The organism is Variovorax sp. 278MFTsu5.1, from assembly GCF_048305045.1.
Taxonomy (GTDB): domain Bacteria; phylum Pseudomonadota; class Gammaproteobacteria; order Burkholderiales; family Burkholderiaceae_C; genus Variovorax; species Variovorax guangxiensis.
This window is the reverse complement of the sequence record NZ_CP157622.1, coordinates 1735433-1753907: the sequence shown is the minus strand read 5'-3', so window position 1 is coordinate 1753907 and position 18475 is coordinate 1735433. Positions and strand designations below refer to the sequence as shown.

Here is an 18475-nt window from a genome sequence, read left to right as displayed (position 1 = left end):
GCCGTGTTCTACGCCATCCCGCTCGAGAACAAACCGAGCTGGCGCAATCCACCGTGGATGACGGTGCTGCTGATCCTCGTGAACATGATCGTGTTCTGGGGGCCGCAGCGCAGTGAAGAGAAGGGGCAGGAGCGCGCCGCCGCCTACTACGTGAAGAGCGCACTGCCCGCGCTGGAGCTGCCGCCCTTCGTCGAGTGGCTAGAGAAGACCGATCCCGGGCGCGGCAAGCTGGCCCGCCGCATGCTGCGCCACGAGGAGGCCTATCCGCAGCTTCTCGAGGGCCTGCAGAACGACCGCAAGTTCCTGCAGAAGCTGCGCGCCGACGAGATCATCAAGCCCGACAACCCGCAGTACGACGAGTGGAAGCGCGCCCGCCAGCAGTACGAGTCGATGCTGCCCGCGCCCTTCACCGAGCGGTGGGCGCAGAGCTACGCGACGGATGCCGAATTCAGGCCCTGGACCTGGATCACCAACGCCTTCCTGCACGGCAGCACCGGCCACCTGCTGGGCAACATGCTGTTCCTGTTCCTCTTCGGCTTCTCGGTCGAGCTGGCGCTGGGGCGCGGCACCTACCTCGCGTTCTACCTGCTGGGCGCGGTCGGCGCCTCGGTGCTGGCCGGCTGGGCCTATGCCGGCGGCACCTACGGGCTGGGCGCCTCGGGTGCGGTCTCGGCGCTGATGGGCATGTACGCGGTGATGTACCGCCTGCGGCGCATCCGCTTCTTCTACCAGTTGTTCTTCTATTTCAACTACGTCACCGCGCCGGCCCTGCTCCTGCTGCCGGCCTGGATCGCCAACGAGCTGATGCAGCACTGGCTGGGCGGCCAGGGCATCGCCTACATGGCCCACCTCGGCGGCCTGCTGACCGGCGCCGCGCTGATGTACGGTGCCATGCTGATGGGCCGCGTGAAGACGCCCGAGACCGTCAAGTCGGAGATGGTGAACGACGACGACCGCTTCGACGAGCACGTGGCCGCCGCCCGCAAATACGGCGCCGCGATGAAGTTCGACCGCGCCTGCGCCGAATGGCGCGCCGCCGCCGCCCTGCGCCCCGGCGACGCCGAGACGCTGCGCGCCTGGTTCAACACGGCGCGCCTTCAGCCCGCGAGCGACGACTTCCACCAGGCCGCGCGCCGCATCTTCCGCCTGCCCGCCACCGACGAGGACACGCTGGCGCTGCAGCACGCGAGCTTCCAGACCTACCTCGACCAGGCCCGCCCCGGCGTGCGGCTCAAGCCCGAGGACATGGCCCGCCTCGCGCGCCGCTTCGCCCGCATCCGCCAGTTCGACGACGCCGACCGGCTCTGCCGCATCCTGCTGAAAACGGCGCCCGACCATCCCGAGCTGGCCGACACGCTCTCGACCTGCGCCAACGGCCTGCTGCACGCGGGCCTGCGCGACAAGGCGATCGGCCTGCTGCCGCACCTGCTGCGCCTTGCGCCGAACGACATGGTGACGCGGGCGCTGCAGAACGCCTGAAGGTGCCTGGGGTCTGCGCCACCTATGCCGTCTGCGCCGGCGGCGCCGCCGGCCGCAGCAGCCAGCGCACTTCCTGCGTCTGCTCGCTGTCGGGGTAGCGCGCTTCCATCGTCGTCAGGATGGGCTGCGCCATGTCGGCGCGGCCAAGCCCCTGCACCAGCGCGCGCGCCGCGAGCTCATAGGCCTGCGGAATGGCCTCGTGCCCGCGGAAGCGCTTGTCGAACCCCGACAGCAGCGCCAGCGTGGAGTGGGCGTCGCCGTTGCGCCATTCGGCGCGCGCCATGGCGATGACCATGGCCGGATCGTCGAGCGCGAAGGCCTTGTCGCGCTCCTTGCAGGCCTTGAACACCTTCAGCGCCTCGGAGGCCAGGTCGCGCCGCATCAGCAGCGGGATGAAGCGCTTCGCCTGGTCGAGCATGGTGTCTTTTTTCTCGGGCATCAGCGCCAGCACGCGGTGGTAGCGGCGCTGCGCCGCGAGGTCGTTGGAGTCGGCGGTGCGCTGCGCCTCGTAGGCCGTGCCCAGTGCCGCGGCGAGGTCGCCCTCGGTGATGAACTGCGCCACCTCGGCGTCGATGCGCTGCGCCTCGATCTGCGCGGGCGTGCGGCGGTCGGCCGGCGCGCCGTCGGGCAGCTCGCTGCCCGGCACGGCGTCGAAGCCGAAGGCGTCGTGGTGCTGGAACATCACGTAGCCCAGCAGGCTCGCCATGACCCAGCCGAAGTAGATGAAGGCGAAGTTGACGATCGGCAGCACGATGCGTCCGTCGAACATCGGAAGCACCATCGCCAACGCCACCTGCGCGCCGGTGCTCAGCAGGAACAGGAAGAAGCAAAGCAGCGCATACGGCCAGCCGATGGTGCGCATCGCGTCCATCACGTGGCCGGGGTTCATCGCCTGGAAGAAGCTGCCCGACTGCACCAGCACGATCACCGCAGCCGGGAAGGTGAATGACATGACGAAAAGGCCCACGGTGCCGAGGATGGGCGCATACCAGGCGAGCCAGCCGATCAGGAAGGCCTGCACCAGGGAAATGGCGAAGAGCTTCCAGGGCAGGTAGGTCCACTCGTCGCTCGACTCGCGGCCGAAGTCGGCCGAGTCGCGGATGCCGCGCGCGCCCAGCGCGATGATCTTGAAGCCGTAGCGGCTGGACGCCAGCATGATGCCGACCTCGATCACGAAGAGGGCCAGCGCATCGGGCAGGAAGAAGATCGCGTCGAACAGCAGGCTGCAGAACGACAGCAGCAGGCCGTAGGCCAGCGGCCGCATCTGGAACGGAAAAGCGAAGAAGCTGTTGAGCCGGCGCCAGAAAGGCGGTGGCGGCGGCAGCGCATCCTTGACGACGATCATGGCAACTCCCTCGTTTCCTTTTCTTTTCTTCTTACTTGCGGAAGAAATCGCTCTGGCTCATGGCGCCGGCGCCGCCCATGCGCATCACCGTGGCCTCGTCGGCATGAACGAGGCGCATCTGGCCGAGTTCGCGCTCCAGGCGCTGGGTGAAACTAGTCTTGTACTGCAGCAGCGACTCGCCCATCTTCAGCACGCTGGTGCCCTTGACGGTGGCGCTCTTGCGGTCGGGGGCCACCTCGATGCCGTCGATGTTGTACTCGTACTCGATGGTGAGGATGCCGCCGATGCGTTCGCCGACCTTGCTGAAGGTCTCGAAGGCTTCGCGCGTCGCCTGGCAGGCCTCGTCGCGGTTGTGGGAGTGCTCGACCGTCTTGCCCATCATCGTGGTCCTGCTCTCGATGCGGGCCTTGCGGCTGAGCTGCTTGCACAGCGCCTCTGCATCGCGCGAGTAGATGGCGTGGGCCTCCTTCTGGTAGTAGTCGCGCACCATCGGCTCGTCGAGCTTGCGCCCGCCGATAAAGAAGTACCACGCGCCCACGCAGAGCGCGATCACGATCGCAATTTGCTTCATTCTTCTCCGTCCGCGTGTGTGCGCGGTCCCTCGGTTTTTGCGGGGCAGTATACGTTCACAAATGTTTCCAAAAGACTTCATTTGGCCGGCACAGTGAATCCGCCCGCCAGGTTGCTCCGTACTCCGGGCATGCGCATCGATGCCCCACAATCCCCGGATGCCAGCACCCAGCCCCGACGCCGAACTGATGGCGCTGATCGACCGGATCGGCCATCGCGACGAAGCCGCCCTGCGGCAGCTCTACGACCGAACCTCCCCTCGGCTGATGGGCCTGGCGATGCGCGTGGTGCGCCAGCGCGAATGGGCGGAAGACGTACTGCAGGAGAGCTTCCTGACCGTCTGGCGCGTGGCGGGCGACTACCGCGCCTCGTTGAGCCCGCCGCTGGCCTGGCTCGGGCTCATCGTGCGCAGCCGGGCGCTCGACCTGCTGCGCCGCCGCGCCGCCGACCGCGCCCAGCTCACGCAGGAATTCGACGAGCAGACGGCCGGCCAGCTCGAGTCCGACGCCCCCGGCCCGGCCGAGAATGCCGATGCCAGCGAGCAGGCCTGGGCGCTGCACCAGTGCCTGAGCCAGCTGGAGGGCCGCCAGCGCGAGGTGGTGAGCCTGGCCTACCTGCGCGACATGAGCCACGGCGAACTGGCCCGGCAGCTCGAGCTGCCGCTGGGCACGGTCAAGAGCTGGATACGGCGCGGGCTCGAAAAGCTGCGCGTCTGCATGGGACGCTTCGCGTGACAGCGGTGACGACGAAGAAGGCGTTTCAAAAGGCGTTTGTCCCCTCATGAATCTCATCGCACACCCCGAATTACTGGAGCTGCTGGCGGCGAGCCACGCGCTGGGCACCCTGCGCGGCGGCGCCCGCCGCCGCTTCGAGGCCATGGCGCGCGAGCAGGCGCCGGTGCGCGCCGCGGCGCTGGTCTGGCAGGGCCGGCTCGCGAGCATGACCGAGCTGCAGTCGCCCGTCGTGCCCGACGCGGCCGTGTGGACGCGCATCCGCAACATGATCGACGCCGAGCAGTCCGCGCTCGCGCTGGAACGCCAGCGCGCGGCGGCCAGTGCCGCCGGCGAGCCCCGCCAGGGCGGCTGGCTGCGCAGCCTCGCGCTGTGGCGCGGCGCCGCGGTGGCCGGCGCGCTGGCCACCGTGGTGGCCGTGACGGTCGGGCTGAACCTGCGCGACCAGCTGCAGAACGCGCCCGTGGTGCAGTACGTGGCCGTGCTCAGCGACGACAAGGCCGCCGCCTCGATGCTGGTGACCTTCGATCCGAAGAAGAAGCAGCTCGTGCTGCAGCGCGTGGGCGACTACCGCGAAGGCGACGACAAGTCGCTGCAGCTCTGGGCCCTGCCGCCGGGCGGCGCGCCGCGATCGCTGGGCGTGCTCGGCAACGCGCCGGCCCTGAAGCTGACAGCGTCGGAGTCCGACGTGCAGGCCGTGCCGGCGCTGGCCATTTCGCTCGAGGCCAAGGGCGGCGTGCCCGCAGGCAGCGGGCCGAAGGGGCCGATCCTGTTCAAGGGCGCGCTCATCGAGAAAACCATCTAGCCGGCTGCTGCCACTGTCAACGACCGCCCGGCCTGGGGCGTCGTGGTAGAAAACCCGCCTGCCCCGCCCTCCGCCTCTTTTTTCGTTCTTCCAATGTCTTCGATGAAAACCGCGCTGGCCGCGGTCGCCCTGCTGACCGCCGCGCTTGGAGCGCAAGCCCAGTCCAGCTTCTTCCCCCAGGAGTCCGAAACGGCCGCCGCCGAGGCTGCAGCCGCGCGCGACTACCTGGCCGCCAAGGACCGCTGGCACAACGAACTGGCCGCTTTCGCGCGCGCCGACCAGGAGCGCTTTCCGGCCCCCGGCGGCGTGGTGTTCGTGGGCAGTTCCACGGTGCGCATGTGGACGCGCCTGTCGCAGGATTTCGCGCGCGTGCCCGGCGGGGTGGTCAACCGCGGCTTCGGCGGCTCCACGCTGGCCGATTGCGCCCTCTTCGCGCGCGACCTGGTGGTGCGCTACAAGCCGCGCCAGGTGATGGTCTATGCGGGCGACAACGACCTAGCCGAGGGCCGCACGCCGCTGCAGGTGCTCGACAGCTTCGCGCGCTTCGCCAATGCGGTGCGCGCCGAACTGCCGGATACCCGCATCAGCTTCATCTCGGTCAAGCCCAGCCCCTCGCGCGAGCAGCTGCTGCCGCAGATCCGCGAGACCAACCACGTCGTTTCGGCCTACCTGAACCTGCTGCCGAACAGCGAATTCATCGACATCTACACGCCGATGCTGGGCGCGGACGGGCGCCCGCGCATGGAGCTCTTCCGTGGCGACAGGCTGCACCTCACGGACGAGGGCTACCGGCTCTGGCATTCGGTGATCGCGCCGCACCTGCCGAGCCCTCCGCCGGCGCCGACGGTCGGGCTGCCCTGAGCCGGGCGCATCCGCTCAGGCCGGCGCGGGCTCCGACGGTACATCGTCCGCCGGCGGCGGAACGTCCGCCCCGCGCGTGAAGCGCGCCACGAAGTACATCCCCGAGAACACCGCCGCCAGCAGCAGGCCGTCGCCCCACCAGGGCCGCGCCGTCTGGCTGTCGCCGTAGAAGGCCAGCACCAGCAGCACCGCGATCAGGTGCGCGCAGAACACCGGCAGCGAGGCCGAGCCCATCGCCTCCAGCCAGCGCAGCCGGGGAATGCGGCGCATCAGCCAGGGCCCGAAGCGCACCGCCAGGACGCCCAGCGCCACCAGGTTCACCAGCCGCAGCGGGCCCAGCTGCCACTTGTCGAACAGCAGGTTCAGCTCCACATCGCCGCCGAACGGCGCCTGTCCGTTGATGCCTGTGTGGCGCCAGTAGAAGCCGTAGAGGGCGATGCCCGCGGCCAGCGCCAGCAGCCACGCCGGAAAGCGCAGCGGCCGGGCACCGGGGTCATTGCGGGTCGCGCCGATGCACAGCCCCGCGAACCACAGGAACTGCCACGCATAGGTATTGAAGGCGCCCATCTCGTGGAAAGGCACCGGCACGCCCAGGTAGCGCACCGCCAGCCCGTAGACCCATTCGCTGATGCCGAACTGCGCCGCCGCCCACACGGTGGCGCTCGCCACCATCACCCAGGTCCAGCCGTGGCGCATGGCGAAGGCCAGCACCCAGGGGCTCATGAGCATGAAAAAGATGTACATCGGCAGGATGTCGAGCAGTGCCGGTTCGTAGATGAGCAGCAGCCCGTAGATAAAGCCCTCGCGCGGCTCCGCCAGGTAGTACGAGACCAGGTTCTTCACCGCCGGCTGGTCGATGTGCAGGCCCACCGCCGTGATCACGGTGAACAAAAACAGCAGGGTCGCCGCCTGCGCCAGGTAGACCTTGAGCACGCGCCGCCAGAAGGCCTGGCGCATCGAGTCGACGCCGCGCACATGGCCGATGCGGCTGTACACCAGGCCGGCGACGAATGCCGACAGCAGCACGAAGCCTTCGGCGGCCGATACGAAACCGAAGGGCTGGCCCAGCGGATCGGTCAATCGGGTGGGCAGATGGGTGACGGTCATCAGCACGAGCATCAGCCCGCGCAAGGCGTCAATTTCCCAGTAGCGTTTCATCGGTCGGCGGCGAGGTCTTGGTGGCGGTCCGCGCGGCGCACGCACGACGGCCCCGATTGTAAGAAGAGCGGCGTAAAGACCGCCGCACCCGCAACCGGGCCGACGGCCTATGACTGTTGGCACTCCCGAACCGTCGTGCAAATCGGCTACGCTGCGCGCTGCCTCTCAGGTGGAGATATAAAAAAGTGAACCGTTTCCTTCCAACATTGCTCCTGGCCGGCGGCGTTCTCGCGTCCAGCCCGGGCTTTGCCCTCCAGATCGTCAGCCTCTCGCCCCAGGGCGAAGTGGCGCGGGTTCGGCAGGTGGTCGCCAAGTTCGACCAGCCGGCCGTCAACTTCGGCGACCCCAAGGCCCCCGCCCCGCTCGCGGTGAGCTGCAACGACGCGCAGGCCGCCAAGGGCACCGGCCGCTGGACCGACGCCAAGGCCTGGGTCTACGACTTCGAGAACGACCTGCCGCCCGGCGTGCGCTGCACGGTCACCCGCATTCCCACCTTCAAGCCCGCCTCGGGCGAGCTCACCGGCCCCGAGCGCTATCAGTTCAACACCGGCGGCCCCTTCGTGCGCAACTACATGCCGGGCAGCTACAGCCGCATCGACGAGCAGCAGATGTTCATGCTGGAGCTCAACGGCGCGGCCACGCTGGAGAGCGTGCGCCAGAACGTCTGGTGCACGGCCGACGGCGTGGGCGAGCGCATTCCCGTCAAGCTGCTCGACGGCGAACAGCGTGCCGGCCTGCTCAAGGCCTTCGGCCGCGAGAAGTCGGCCGAGAAAGACCCGCTGCGCTTCATCACGATGCAGTGCAACCGCACGCTCACGCCCGGCGCCAAGGTGCAGGTCGTCTACGGCAAGGGCGTGGCCACGCCCTCGGGTGTGGCCAACAACGTGGAGCGCCGCCTCGAATTCCAGGTACGCGAGCCCTTCGCGGCTTCGTTCACCTGCGAGCGCGAGAACGCGCAGGCCGCCTGCCTGCCGCTGCGCCCGATGCAGCTGCAGTTCAACGCGCCCGTCACGCGCAAGCTGGCCTCGCAGATCCAGCTCAAGGGCGACAAGACCATCAAGGCCAAGCTGGACAACGAAGGCGGTTCGCAGAGCGACGACGACGTGGTCAACAGCGTGAGCTTCGAGCCGCCGCTGGCCGAGAGCGCGCAATACAGCATCGAGTTGCCCTCCAAGTTCGAGGACGCCTCGGGCCGCCCGCTGGCCACGCCCGGCAACTTTCCGATGAAGGTGGCGACCGGCGCGATGCCGCCGCTGGCCAAGTTCGCCGCCTCGCCCTTCGGCGTGGTCGAGCGACTGGCCGAGCCGGACACGCCGGCGATGATGCCGGTCACCGTGCGCCGCGTGGAGCCGAAGCTGATGGTGAACGCGCTCACGCCCGGCAAGGTGAGCGACATGAACCCGAAAACCGACGCGGAAATCATCGCGTGGTTCCGCAAGGTGCGCCGCTACGACAACTTCACCGTCTCGCGCGAACAGGCCCGCAAGGACGTGAAAGGCCCGCTGCCCCCGGTCATCGACAAGGACGACCGCACCACGCTGCAGACCCGCATGCTGTCGCTGCTGGCCGGCCAGCCGGGCGTGAAGGCGCTCGACATGCCCAAGGCCGACTCGGGCGATCCGCGCCCCTTCGAAGTCATCGGCATCCCGCTGACGCCGGGCTTCCACGTGCTCGAGATCGCCTCGCAGAAGCTGGGCGAGGCACTGCTCGACGAGCGCTACAACGCCGGGCGCACGATGTACGTGCGCACCACCGCGCTGGCCACCAACCTGGCGGTGCACTTCAAGCTGGGCCGCGAGAACTCGATGGCCTGGGTCACCACGCTGGACAAGGGCAAGGTCGTGGCCGGCGCCGAGGTGCGCGTTTCGAGCTGCGACGGCAAGGCCGTGGCCAGCGGCACCACCGACGCCAACGGCGTGGTCATGCTCAGCGGCGTCTCGCCGCAGGCGCCCTCGTGCAACGGCCCGAACGAATACGACAGCGGCGCATGGTTCGTCAGCGCCCGCGCCAAGGACGAGAAGGGCGTGGAAGACCTCGCCTTCACCTGGAGCGACTGGCAGCGCGGCATCGAGCCCTGGCGCTTCAACGTGCCCACCAGCCTGCAGGCCGAGGCCGACCGCGTCGCCCACACCATCTTCGACCGCACGCTGCTGCGCGCCGGCGAGACGGTGTCGATGAAGAGCCTGATCCGCACGCAGACCAGCAAGGGCTTCGGCCTGCCCGAGAACCGCCCCGACACGCTGGTCATCACCCACGTGGGCAGCGGCCAGCGCTTCACCCAGCCGCTGAACTGGCGCAAGACCGCCACCGGCGGCCTGAGCGCGGAGAACAGCTTCGCCATTCCGCCGGCCGCCAAGCTCGGCGTGTACGAGGTGATGCTGCGCAGCGGCAAGGGCAAGGACGCCAACGGCGAGGGCGAAGGTGAGGACGACGACGGCTACGGCCGCAGCTTCTCCACCGGCAGCTTCCGCGTCGAGGAGTTCCGCCTGCCCGTGCTCGAGGGCCGCATCGCGCCCACGGACAAGAAGCCGCTGGTGGCCGCCACCAGCGTGCCCGCCGACGTGCAGATCAACTACGTCTCCGGCGGCGGCGCAGCCAACCTGCCGGTGCGCGTGTCGGCCATGGTGCGCGGCAAGAGCCTGAGCTTCTCCGACTACGACGCCTTCAGCTTCAACCCGCCGCGCGCCTCGCAGGGCGACGGCAGCGAGGCGGCCACGGCGGTCACCGCCGCGGCCGAGGCCGGCTCGGGCGAGGAAGACCTCAACAGCGTGAACGACACCCGCGTGATCGCCGACAAGCTGCCGCTCACGCTGAACAAGGACGGCGCCGGCAAGGTCACGATCGACAAGGTGCCGAAGGTGAAGGCCGCGCGCGAGCTGCTGCTGGAGGCCACGTACGCCGACCCGAACGGCGAGGTGCAGACCATCCGCAGCACGCAGACGCTGTGGCCGGCCTCCGTCATCGCCGGCATCAAGACCGAGGGCTGGGTCTCCACCGCCCAGAAGCTGAAGTTCCAGGCGCTCGCGCTCGACCTCTCGGGCAAGCCCCAGGCCAACGTCACGCTCAACGTGCGCGCCGTGGCGCGCATCACCACCACCAGCCGCAAGCGCATGGTGGGCGGCTTCTACACCTACGACAACAAGACCGAGACCAAGGACATCGGCACCGTCTGCAGCGGCAAGAGCGACGCGCGCGGCCTGCTGCTGTGCGAATCGGAGCTGAAGGAAGCCGGCGAGGTCGAACTCATCGCCAGCGCCACCGACAGCGACGGCCGCGACGCCAAGGCCGTGAGCTCGGTCTACGTGACCAAGCAGGGCGAGCTGTGGTTCGGCGGCGAGGACAACGACCGCATCGACGTGCTGCCCGAGAAGAAGAGCTATCAGCCCGGCGAGATCGCCAAGTTCCAGGTGCGCAGCCCCTTCCGCTTCGCGACCGCGCTGGTCGCGGTGGAACGCGAGGGCATCATCGAGACGCACGTGGTCAAGCTCGACGGCAAGGACCCGACCGTCACCCTCGAAGTGAAGCCCGAGTGGGGCCCGAACGCCTACGTGAGCGTGCTCGCGCTGCGCGGCCGCCTGCGCGAGGTGCCCTGGTACAGCTTCTTCACCTGGGGCTTCAAGTCGCCGCGCGAGTGGTGGACGGCCTTCTGGTACGAAGGCAAGGAATACGTGGCGCCGACCGCCATGGTCGATTTGAGCAAGCCCGCCTACCGCCTCGGCATGGCCGAGATCCGCGTCGGCACGCGAGCGCACCAGCTCGACGTGAGCGTCACCAGCGACAAGCCCAGCTACCCGATTCGCAGCAAGGCGCAGGTCACCATCAGCGCCAAGCTGCCCGACGGCAAGCCGGCCGCCGGCGCCGAAGTGGCGCTCGCGGCGGTCGACCAGGCCCTGCTGGAGCTGATGCCCAACGACAGCTGGAACCTGCTCAACGCGATGCTGCAGCGGCGCAGCTGGGGAGTGAGCACCTCCACCGCGCAGATGGAAATCGTCGGCCGGCGCCACTACGGCCGCAAGGCCGTGCCCGCGGGCGGCGGCGGCGGCAAGGGACAGACACGCGAACTGCTCGACACCCTGCTCGTGTGGAACCCGAAGGTGGTGCTCGACGCCAACGGCCAGGCCGTGGTGACGGTGCCGCTGAACGACGCGCTCACCACCTTCAAGATCGTGGCCGTGGCCGATTCGGGCACCAACCTGTTCGGCACCGGCCAGGCCAGCATCCAGGCCACGCAAGATTTGCAGATCATCAGCGGCCTGCCCCCGCTGGTGCGCGAGGACGACCAGTTCCGCGCCCAGATCACGCTGCGCAACACCACGCAGAAGCCGATGAAGGTCGAGGCCACGCCGCGCGCCACCCTGCTCACGCTGGAGCCGCAGACGGTCGACATCCCGGCCGGCGAGGCCCGCGAGGTGGCATGGACCGTGACCGCGCCTGCGCAGCTCGGGCAGACGCGCGCCGAAGCCATCCTGTGGGAGATCGAAGCGAAAGACACCCTCGGCGGCGCACGCGATGCGCTGAAGGTGCGCCAGCGCATCGTGCCCTCGGTGCCGCTCACGGTGCAGCAAGGCACGCTGGTGCAGGTCGACGGTCCGTTCACGCTCGACGTGGCGCCGCCGGCCGACGCCCTGCCCGGCCGCGGCGGCCTGAAGCTCTCGCTGCAACCCAAGCTGGCCGAAGGCCTGCCGGGCGTGCGCGACTGGTTCGCCAACTACCCCTTCATCTGCCTGGAGCAGAAGACCAGCAAGTCGGTCGGCCTGCGCGACGCGAAGATGTGGCAGGGCGTGCTGGCGACGCTGCCGACCTATCTCGACAGCGACGGCCTGGCCAGCTACTTCCCGCCGCGCGACGGCGAGGCCAACCGCGGCAGCGACATCCTCACCTCGTACCTGCTCGCGGCGACGAATGAAGCCGCCCAGCTCAACCCCGCCTTCGCGCTCGCCGACGACGTGCGCGCGCCGATGGAGTCGGGCCTGATCGCCTTCGTCGAAGGCCGCATCACGCGCGAGTTCTGGAGCCCGCGCAAGGACCTCGACGTGCGCAAGCTGGCCGCGCTCGAAGCGCTCTCGCGCTACGGCAAGGCCCGTGGGGCAATGCTCGGCAGCATCACCATCGCGCCGAACCAGTGGCCCACCAGCGCGGTGATCGACTGGCTCAACATCCTCAAGCGCGTGAACGACGTGCCCCAGCGCCAGCAGCGCCTGGACGAGGCCAACAACGTGCTGAAGGCGCGCCTGTCGTACCAGGGCACCAAGCTGATCTTCAGCACCGAGCAGGACGACTACTGGTGGTGGCTGATGACCAACGGCGACGTCAACACCGCTCGGCTGCTGCTCAGCGTGATGGACGACCCTGCCTGGAAGGACGAGACGGCCAAGCTCGCCAACGGCTTCATCGGCCGCCAGCAGAACGGCGCCTGGCACACCACCACCGCCAACCTGTGGGGCGGTCTGGCGCTGGAGAAGTTCAGCAAGGTGTTCGAGAGCACGCCGGTGGCCGGCGTCACCGCCGCCACGCTCGGCGCGGTGAAGGCGCAGGTCGACTGGAGCAAGGTCGAGCGCGTGAAGACCAGCGACGCGACCGGCGCGCCCAACCAGAGCACCTTCTTCGGCGCACCCGCCTCGCCGGGCAACCTGAAGAACAACACGATGTTCCTGCCGTGGGCATCGTCGCCGTCTGGAGCCCCCGTGCGCGACACGCTGCTGGTCACGCAGCAGGGCACCGGCAAGCCGTGGCTCACGCTGCAGTCGATCGCCGCCGTGCAGCTGAAGGCGCCGTTCGCCGCCGGCTACGCCATCAAGAAGACCATCACCCCGGTCGAGCAGGCCACCGCCGGCAAGTACACACGCGGCGACGTGCTGCGCGTGACGCTGGAGGTGAACGCCAGCGCCGACATGACCTGGGTCGTCATCAGCGACCCGATCCCGGGCGGCGCCACCATCCTCGGCGGCGGCCTGGGCCGCGACTCGCAGATCGCCACCCAGGGCGAGAAGAAGTCGGGCGCCGGCTGGCCGGCCTTCGAGGAACGCAGCTTCGAGGCCTTCCGCAGCTACTACGAGTACCTGCCCAAGGGCGTGGTGAAGATGGAGTACACCGTGCGCCTGAACAACGTCGGCGACTTCGCCCTGCCGCCCAGCCGCGTCGAGGCGATGTACGCGCCCGAGATGTTCGGCGAGGCGCCGAACGCGCGGGTGAAGGTGGAGGCGGCGAAGTAAGCATCGCCAGGTACGGTGGAGGAGCGGCGGCCGGTCATCGCTCCTTCACCGGCCGCCGTCACCATCGCGGCGAACCAACAACCTGGAGGAAAACACCATGGGCCTGGCTGTCTGCGTCGGCATGCTCGCCGAACTGCTCGAGGACGATCCCGAAAGCGCCGAGGGCTTCGAGGAAGAACTGGCCGAAGTCAACCGCGTGCTGGCCGCCGCGGGGCTGCCCCCGCACACCGAACCGCGCGGCCCCCTCGAACTCGACTCGCGCGCCTCGATCGACGGTTTTCCCTATTCCTTCATCCACTACCTGCGCCGCGCGTACGCCCACCGCGTGCTGGCGCCCGACTGGGTCGCCACGCCGCTGGCTGACGACGTCGATCCCACGGCCGATCCGAAGATCCAGGCGCTGCTGGACGGCTCGGAAAGCCATCTGCTGTGTCACTCCGACGCCGAAGGCTTCTACGTTCCCATCGACTTCCAGGAAGTGCTGTTCGACAGTGACGGCAGCGACGAGGATGAAGAAGAAGACGACGCACAGGAGGAAGCGGACGAGGCCGAAGGCGACGCGGACCTCGAAGAACTGAGCGGCCTGCCCGGCGGCATGCTCGGTTCCTCCCAGCGCCTGCTCGAGGAACTCGTGTTCGTCGCTCCCGCCCTGGGCATCCGCCTCGAGAACGGCAAGCTCTCCGACGAGGAAGCCGAACGCATCGATGCACTCATCGACGACGACAACGGCCTGTACCGCGAATACGTGTCCTGGCTGCTGCTGTACGAATCGGCGCGGCTGAGCATCGAGCACAGGACGGCGATCGTTTTCTGCTGAATCGCCAGAGAATGCGCGGCATGGAGGCTCCACGACTTCACTCATGAGCTTTGCCACCACACTGCGCAGCTACTTCTCCCTGGCCTTCCGCTGGCAGCGCGGCCGCCAGGGCACGGGCTACGACAAGATGCTGCTGCTCACGGCGCGCTGGCCGCTGCCGTTCGACAGCTACCTCATCCGCTACCCCGAGGGCTCGGAGATTCCGCCGCACACCGACCCGGTGCAGGCCGGGCGGCACTACCGGCTGAACGTCGTGCTGAAATCGCCGCGCTCGGGTGGCGAGTTCGTGTGCGCCACGCCGATCTTCGCGACGCGGCGCATCAAGCTGTTCCGCCCCGATGCCTGCGAGCACAGCGTGACGCGGGTGGTGGGCGGCAGCCGCTATGTGTTCTCGCTCGGCTGGGTGTTGCCGGGCAGGTCCGACGCTGGAGAAAGGCCGCCGCCATGAAGCAGATGCTGCTGGAGATCCGAACCTACCGGCTCAAGCCCGGCACCCTCGATGCCTTCCACCAGGCCATGCACGAACGCGCCGTGCCGATGCTGCGCGGCAAGGGCATGGACGTGGTCGCCTACGGCAGGTCGGACCACGAGGAGGAGACCTACCACCTGGTGCGAGCCTATGCCGACCGCGCAGCGCTCGAAGCCGGGCAGGCCGCGTTCTACGGCTCCCCGGAATGGCGCGAGGGCCCGCGCGGCGCGCTGGTGGACCGCATCGAGACCTACCTGAACACCTTGCTGTGGGCCTCGCCCGAAGCCGTAGACAGCATGCGCGCGCTCAACGGCCCCGCTTCCTCCTGAGAAAGAAAAGCCGGCGAAAGACAGCCACCGCAGGCCTAAACTGCGCCCCCGGTCGTCGTTCATTCATTCATTCGCTCGCTCGTTCCCTCTCAACGTTCGCAGGAGAAACCCATGAACACCAAGGAAATCGCCGACAAGCTCGTGGCGCTGTGCAAGGACGGAAATTTCGAAGGCGCCCAGGTGCTCTATGCGCCCGAGGCCGTGAGCGTCGAGGCCAGCGCCCCGCCCGGCCAGGCGCGCGAGGCGGTCGGCCTTGCGGCCATCAGGGCCAAGGGCGAGTGGTGGACCGCCAACCATGAAGTGCACTCCATGCAGGTTGCCGGCCCGTGGCCGCACGACGACCGTTTCATCGTCGGCTTCCGCTTCGACGTGACGATGAAGGCCAACGGCCACCGCTTCACCATGGAGGAAATGGCGCTCTACACCGTCAAGGACGGGAAGATCGTGCGGGAAGAGTTCTTCTACGACGCCGGCTAGCAAGCGGCTGCTCCCGCCAATGCCGGTACGGGTCCGGCGGACGGCAAGTTCTCGTGCAGGCGCGACGCGGGCAGAATGCCCGCAGGTGCCCCCATGAACACAAGATTTGTAGAAGCCTTCCTCTGGGCCGCGCGGCTGGGCAGCTTCCGCGCGGCGAGCGACCGGCTCCACATCACGCAGGCGGCGGTGTCCAACCGCGTCGCCTCCCTCGAAGAAGACATCGGCGCACGCCTGTTCGAACGCGACGCGCGCGAACTGCGGCTCACGCCCGTGGGCGTGCGGCTGATGGACTACGGCGAACGCCTGCTCGAGCTGCGCCGCGAGATCGTCTCGCTCGGCCGGCCGCGCGAAGACATCCTGGGGCTGGTGCGCATCGGCGCCATCGAAACCGTGGTCCACACCTGGCTGCTGGGCTTTCTCACCAACCTGCGCTCCACCTACCCGGGCATCGAGGTGCAACTCACCTCCGAGACCACGCTGGCGCTGCACCGCGGCCTGCGCGAGGGCGCGCTCGACATCGCGCTGCAGACCGACCACATCGCCGGCGCGGGCATCGTGAGCACGCCCTGCCTGCCGATGCCCATGGGCTGGGTGGGCGCGCCCGGCGCCGAGCCCGTGCAGACGGTCGAGCAGCTGCTGCGACAACCCGTGCTTACGATGAGCCCCGGCTCGCAACCGCACGAGGCGCTGAAGAACCTGTTCCGCGCGGCGGGCATTCCGCTGGGCAAGGTGCATTGCGTGAGCTCGATCTCAGCGCTGGCGCGGCTGGTGAAGGCGGGCTTCGGCAACGCGCTGGTGCCGCTGCCGCCCTGCTATGAATATGTGGCGGCCGACGACGTGAAGATCATCGAGTGCGACGCGCTCATCTCGCCGCAGCGCATCGTGGTGAGCCACCTGGAAGCCGCCGACTCCGACGCCATCCGGCTCGTGGCCGAACTAGCCTGCCGGGCCTCCGACCAGTTCACGACATCGGCTGTGGCACCAACCTGGAGCACAGCTTCAGAGGGTTAACCCTCGGTTTGGCGCATTTCGGCCCCGAAAAGGGGCCAGTAATTCTTGTGGCTGTCGCCCAGAAAAACTCGTTTGTGACAGCCCGACCCTGCGACGGAAGATCGCGCCTTCATTTTTCGAAGGCCCGCCTCTTCTTCCGCCGCCATGAACACACCTGATTCCTCTTCCTCCGCAACAGCAGTGAACGGCCTGCTGTTCGTCGCTTCCGACGTCGACCCAGCCGACGAGGCCGACTTCAACCGCTGGTACGACCGGGAGCACGTGGAAGAGCGTGTGCGCATTCCCGGCTTTCTCTCGGGCGCGCGCTACTTCTCGCTCGAGGGCGGCCGCAAGTACCTGGGGCTTTACCGCACCGAGTCGCTGGCGGTGTTCGGCTCGCCCGGCTACCGCGCCGCGTTCGAGAAGCAGACGCCGTGGTCCGTCGCCAATCTCGACCGCATGCGCCAGCCGATGCGCCGCGTGTGCGCGGTGCGCGCCGTTACCGGCTTCGGCAGCGGCAGCCACGTGGCCGTGCTTCCGCTCGTGGCCGCCGCCGATGCCGAGGCGCAAGTGGCGCACGCCGCCGGCATCGGCGCGCAACTGCGCAAGGAGCAGGCAGGCTTCGTGCAGTCGTACCTGCTCGTGCCCGACGCCGCGCTCAGCACGCCGCTGCCGCGCGAATCCACCGAAGGCCGCGTGCTGCGGCCGCTGCTGGTGATCGAGACCAGCAGCGAAGCCGCCGCCCGCGCGGCGCGCGCCACGGCCGCCGCCGCATTCGACGCCGATCCCGCCGGCGGCTGGCTGCTCGCGCTCGGCTGGAAGCTGACAGCGGCCGAGCTGGCCTGACGCGGCGGCCATCCGCCCCCTCTCACCTCATCTCTCACCGAACAAAGGCATCCGATGACCGAACATGTTCTTCCCGCCGCGGGCTCCGCGGCACCCGGGCAGGCCGCCCCTGCTTCCGCCAAGATGGGCCGGCTGGCCATGGCCAGCTCCATCGGCACCACGCTGGAGTGGTACGACTTCACCGTCTACAACATCATGGCGGCGCTGGTCTTCAACGCGGTGTTCTTCCCCTCGTTCGACCCGCTCACCGGCACCATCCTCGCGTTCTCGACCTACGCGGTCGGCTACATTTCGCGCCCGCTGGGCGGCGTGGTGTTCGGCCACCTCGGCGACCGGCTGGGCCGGCGCTTCGTGCTGGTGGCCACGCTGGTCATCATGGGCGTCTCCACCGGCCTGATGGGCCTGCTGCCCACCTACGCGAGCTGGGGCATCTGGGCACCCGTCGCGCTGGTGGCACTGCGCTTCGTGCAGGGCGTGGCGCTCGGCGGCGAATGGGCCGGCGCGGTGCTGCTGTCGATGGAGCACGGCAAGCCCGACGAGCGCGGCCGCAACGCCTCGTTCACGCAGGTGGGCCCCTCGTGCGGCACGCTGATCGGCACCGGCTTCATTGCCGCCGTGTCGGCCTGGCTGAGCCCGGAAGATTTCCAGAACTGGGGCTGGCGCATTCCCTTCATCTCCAGCGTGGCGCTGGTGCTGTTCGGACTGTGGCTGCGCCGCGGCGTGGACGAAACACCCGTCTTCCGCGAGATGGAGGAGAAGAAGGCCACCGCCAAGACGCCCATCAAGGAAGTGCTGACGCAGCACTGGCGCCGCCTGTTGGTGGCCGGCGGCTCGCGCATCGGCTCCGACGTGCTGTATGCGCTCGTGGTGGTGTTCACGCTGACCTACGTGACCACCGTGCTGCACCTGTCGCGTCCGCTGGCGCTCACCGCCACGATGATCGGCGCGGCCGGCAACGCCATTGCCGTGCCGTGGTTCGGCAGCCTGTCGGACCGCATCGGCCGCCGCCCGGTCTACATCGCCGGCGCGCTGCTGGGCATGGTCTGGGCCTTCGTGTTCTTCGTGCTGATGGACAGCGCGCACCCGGTCGCGATCTGCGCTGCGGTGGTGGTGGGCCTGCTGATCCACGCGATGATGTACGGCCCGCAGGCCGCCTTCGTCACCGAGCAGTTCCCCGGCCGCGTGCGCTATGCCGGCGCTTCGCTGGCGTACACGCTGGCGGGCATCCTGGGCGGCGGCTTCGCGCCGCTGATCATCGCGAGCCTGTTCAAGTCGTGGGGCAGCACGGTGGCCGTGTCGTTCTACGTGGTGGCCGCGCTGGGCGTGACGCTGATCGCCCTGCTGGTTGCGCGCGAAACCGCCAAGCGCCCGCTGGAGAGCTGATCG

Annotated in this window: 15 protein-coding genes; 12 read left to right on the top strand and 3 right to left on the bottom strand. The window is 68.7% G+C overall.

The window, feature by feature from the left end:
- Positions 1 to 3: 3 nt before the first annotated feature.
- Positions 4 to 1479: a rhomboid family intramembrane serine protease gene (locus tag ABL844_RS07765; protein WP_418130929.1), complete on the top strand. Its 1476-nt coding sequence runs from the start codon at positions 4 to 6 to the stop codon at positions 1477 to 1479.
- Positions 1480 to 1501: 22 nt separating this feature from the next.
- Here ABL844_RS07765 and ABL844_RS07760 read toward each other — a convergent pair whose 3' ends face one another.
- Together ABL844_RS07760 and ABL844_RS07755 are read right to left on the bottom strand one after the other, a co-directional pair.
- Complete coding sequence (locus ABL844_RS07760; RefSeq protein ID WP_418124968.1) at positions 1502 to 2824, bottom strand: hypothetical protein; 1323 nt, start codon at positions 2822 to 2824, stop codon at positions 1502 to 1504.
- A gap of 31 nt (positions 2825 to 2855) precedes the next feature.
- Positions 2856 to 3395, bottom strand: coding sequence for a hypothetical protein (locus ABL844_RS07755; RefSeq protein WP_418130928.1), 540 nt, complete (start codon positions 3393 to 3395; stop codon positions 2856 to 2858).
- 157 nt (positions 3396 to 3552) lie between these two features.
- Here ABL844_RS07755 and ABL844_RS07750 point away from each other — a divergent pair, with 157 nt between their 5' ends.
- From ABL844_RS07750 to ABL844_RS07740, 3 genes are all read left to right on the top strand, one after another.
- Positions 3553 to 4128, top strand: coding sequence for an RNA polymerase sigma factor (locus ABL844_RS07750; RefSeq protein WP_418130927.1), 576 nt, complete (start codon positions 3553 to 3555; stop codon positions 4126 to 4128).
- 46 nt (positions 4129 to 4174) lie between these two features.
- Positions 4175 to 4930, top strand: coding sequence for an anti-sigma factor (locus tag ABL844_RS07745; RefSeq protein ID WP_369659284.1), 756 nt, complete (start codon positions 4175 to 4177; stop codon positions 4928 to 4930).
- A 102-nt stretch (positions 4931 to 5032) separates the two neighbouring features.
- Positions 5033 to 5791, top strand: coding sequence for an SGNH/GDSL hydrolase family protein (locus ABL844_RS07740; protein ID WP_418131886.1), 759 nt, complete (start codon positions 5033 to 5035; stop codon positions 5789 to 5791).
- Positions 5792 to 5806: 15 nt separating this feature from the next.
- Here ABL844_RS07740 and opgC read toward each other — a convergent pair whose 3' ends face one another.
- Complete coding sequence (gene opgC / locus ABL844_RS07735) at positions 5807 to 6949, bottom strand: OpgC domain-containing protein (protein WP_126022608.1); 1143 nt, start codon at positions 6947 to 6949, stop codon at positions 5807 to 5809.
- A 185-nt stretch (positions 6950 to 7134) separates the two neighbouring features.
- Between opgC and ABL844_RS07730 the strand changes: the two genes are divergently transcribed.
- The 8 genes from ABL844_RS07730 to ABL844_RS07695 all read left to right on the top strand — a co-directional run bounded on the left by ABL844_RS07730 (position 7135) and on the right by ABL844_RS07695 (position 18472).
- The gene (locus ABL844_RS07730; protein ID WP_418130926.1) at positions 7135 to 13161 is read left to right on the top strand and encodes an alpha-2-macroglobulin family protein; all 6027 of its coding nucleotides are present in this window, start codon (positions 7135 to 7137) and stop codon (positions 13159 to 13161) included.
- Between the two features lie 97 nt (positions 13162 to 13258).
- Positions 13259 to 13978: a hypothetical protein gene (locus tag ABL844_RS07725; RefSeq protein ID WP_126022606.1), complete on the top strand. Its 720-nt coding sequence runs from the start codon at positions 13259 to 13261 to the stop codon at positions 13976 to 13978.
- 43 nt (positions 13979 to 14021) lie between these two features.
- On the top strand, positions 14022 to 14426 hold the full coding sequence (locus ABL844_RS07720; protein WP_126022605.1) for a 2OG-Fe(II) oxygenase: 405 nt from the start codon (positions 14022 to 14024) through the stop codon (positions 14424 to 14426).
- Complete coding sequence (locus ABL844_RS07715; protein WP_126022604.1) at positions 14423 to 14776, top strand: NIPSNAP family protein; 354 nt, start codon at positions 14423 to 14425, stop codon at positions 14774 to 14776. The genes ABL844_RS07720 and ABL844_RS07715 overlap by 4 nt, the downstream gene beginning before the upstream one ends.
- Positions 14777 to 14887: 111 nt before the next feature.
- Positions 14888 to 15253: a nuclear transport factor 2 family protein gene (locus ABL844_RS07710; protein ID WP_126022603.1), complete on the top strand. Its 366-nt coding sequence runs from the start codon at positions 14888 to 14890 to the stop codon at positions 15251 to 15253.
- Positions 15254 to 15346: 93 nt separating this feature from the next.
- Entirely contained in the window at positions 15347 to 16264 is a 918-nt protein-coding gene (locus tag ABL844_RS07705; protein ID WP_418130925.1) for a LysR family transcriptional regulator, read from the top strand.
- A gap of 144 nt (positions 16265 to 16408) precedes the next feature.
- Positions 16409 to 17089: a hypothetical protein gene (locus ABL844_RS07700; RefSeq protein ID WP_418130924.1), complete on the top strand. Its 681-nt coding sequence runs from the start codon at positions 16409 to 16411 to the stop codon at positions 17087 to 17089.
- Positions 17090 to 17143: 54 nt separating this feature from the next.
- Complete coding sequence (locus ABL844_RS07695) at positions 17144 to 18472, top strand: MFS transporter (RefSeq protein ID WP_369659289.1); 1329 nt, start codon at positions 17144 to 17146, stop codon at positions 18470 to 18472.
- The last annotated feature ends 3 nt before the right edge of the window (positions 18473 to 18475 follow it).

Coding starts and splice junctions, on each gene's coding strand:
- ABL844_RS07760 (WP_418124968.1), bottom strand. CDS start 2,824: ATGATCGTCGTCAAGGATGCGCTGCCGCCGCCACCGCCTTTCTGGCGC.
- ABL844_RS07755 (WP_418130928.1), bottom strand. CDS start 3,395: ATGAAGCAAATTGCGATCGTGATCGCGCTCTGCGTGGGCGCGTGGTAC.
- ABL844_RS07750 (WP_418130927.1), top strand. CDS start 3,553: ATGCCAGCACCCAGCCCCGACGCCGAACTGATGGCGCTGATCGACCGG.
- ABL844_RS07745 (WP_369659284.1), top strand. CDS start 4,175: ATGAATCTCATCGCACACCCCGAATTACTGGAGCTGCTGGCGGCGAGC.
- ABL844_RS07740 (WP_418131886.1), top strand. CDS start 5,033: ATGAAAACCGCGCTGGCCGCGGTCGCCCTGCTGACCGCCGCGCTTGGA.
- opgC (WP_126022608.1), bottom strand. CDS start 6,949: ATGAAACGCTACTGGGAAATTGACGCCTTGCGCGGGCTGATGCTCGTG.
- ABL844_RS07725 (WP_126022606.1), top strand. CDS start 13,259: ATGGGCCTGGCTGTCTGCGTCGGCATGCTCGCCGAACTGCTCGAGGAC.
- ABL844_RS07720 (WP_126022605.1), top strand. CDS start 14,022: ATGAGCTTTGCCACCACACTGCGCAGCTACTTCTCCCTGGCCTTCCGC.
- ABL844_RS07715 (WP_126022604.1), top strand. CDS start 14,423: ATGAAGCAGATGCTGCTGGAGATCCGAACCTACCGGCTCAAGCCCGGC.
- ABL844_RS07710 (WP_126022603.1), top strand. CDS start 14,888: ATGAACACCAAGGAAATCGCCGACAAGCTCGTGGCGCTGTGCAAGGAC.
- ABL844_RS07705 (WP_418130925.1), top strand. CDS start 15,347: ATGAACACAAGATTTGTAGAAGCCTTCCTCTGGGCCGCGCGGCTGGGC.
- ABL844_RS07700 (WP_418130924.1), top strand. CDS start 16,409: ATGAACACACCTGATTCCTCTTCCTCCGCAACAGCAGTGAACGGCCTG.
- ABL844_RS07695 (WP_369659289.1), top strand. CDS start 17,144: ATGACCGAACATGTTCTTCCCGCCGCGGGCTCCGCGGCACCCGGGCAG.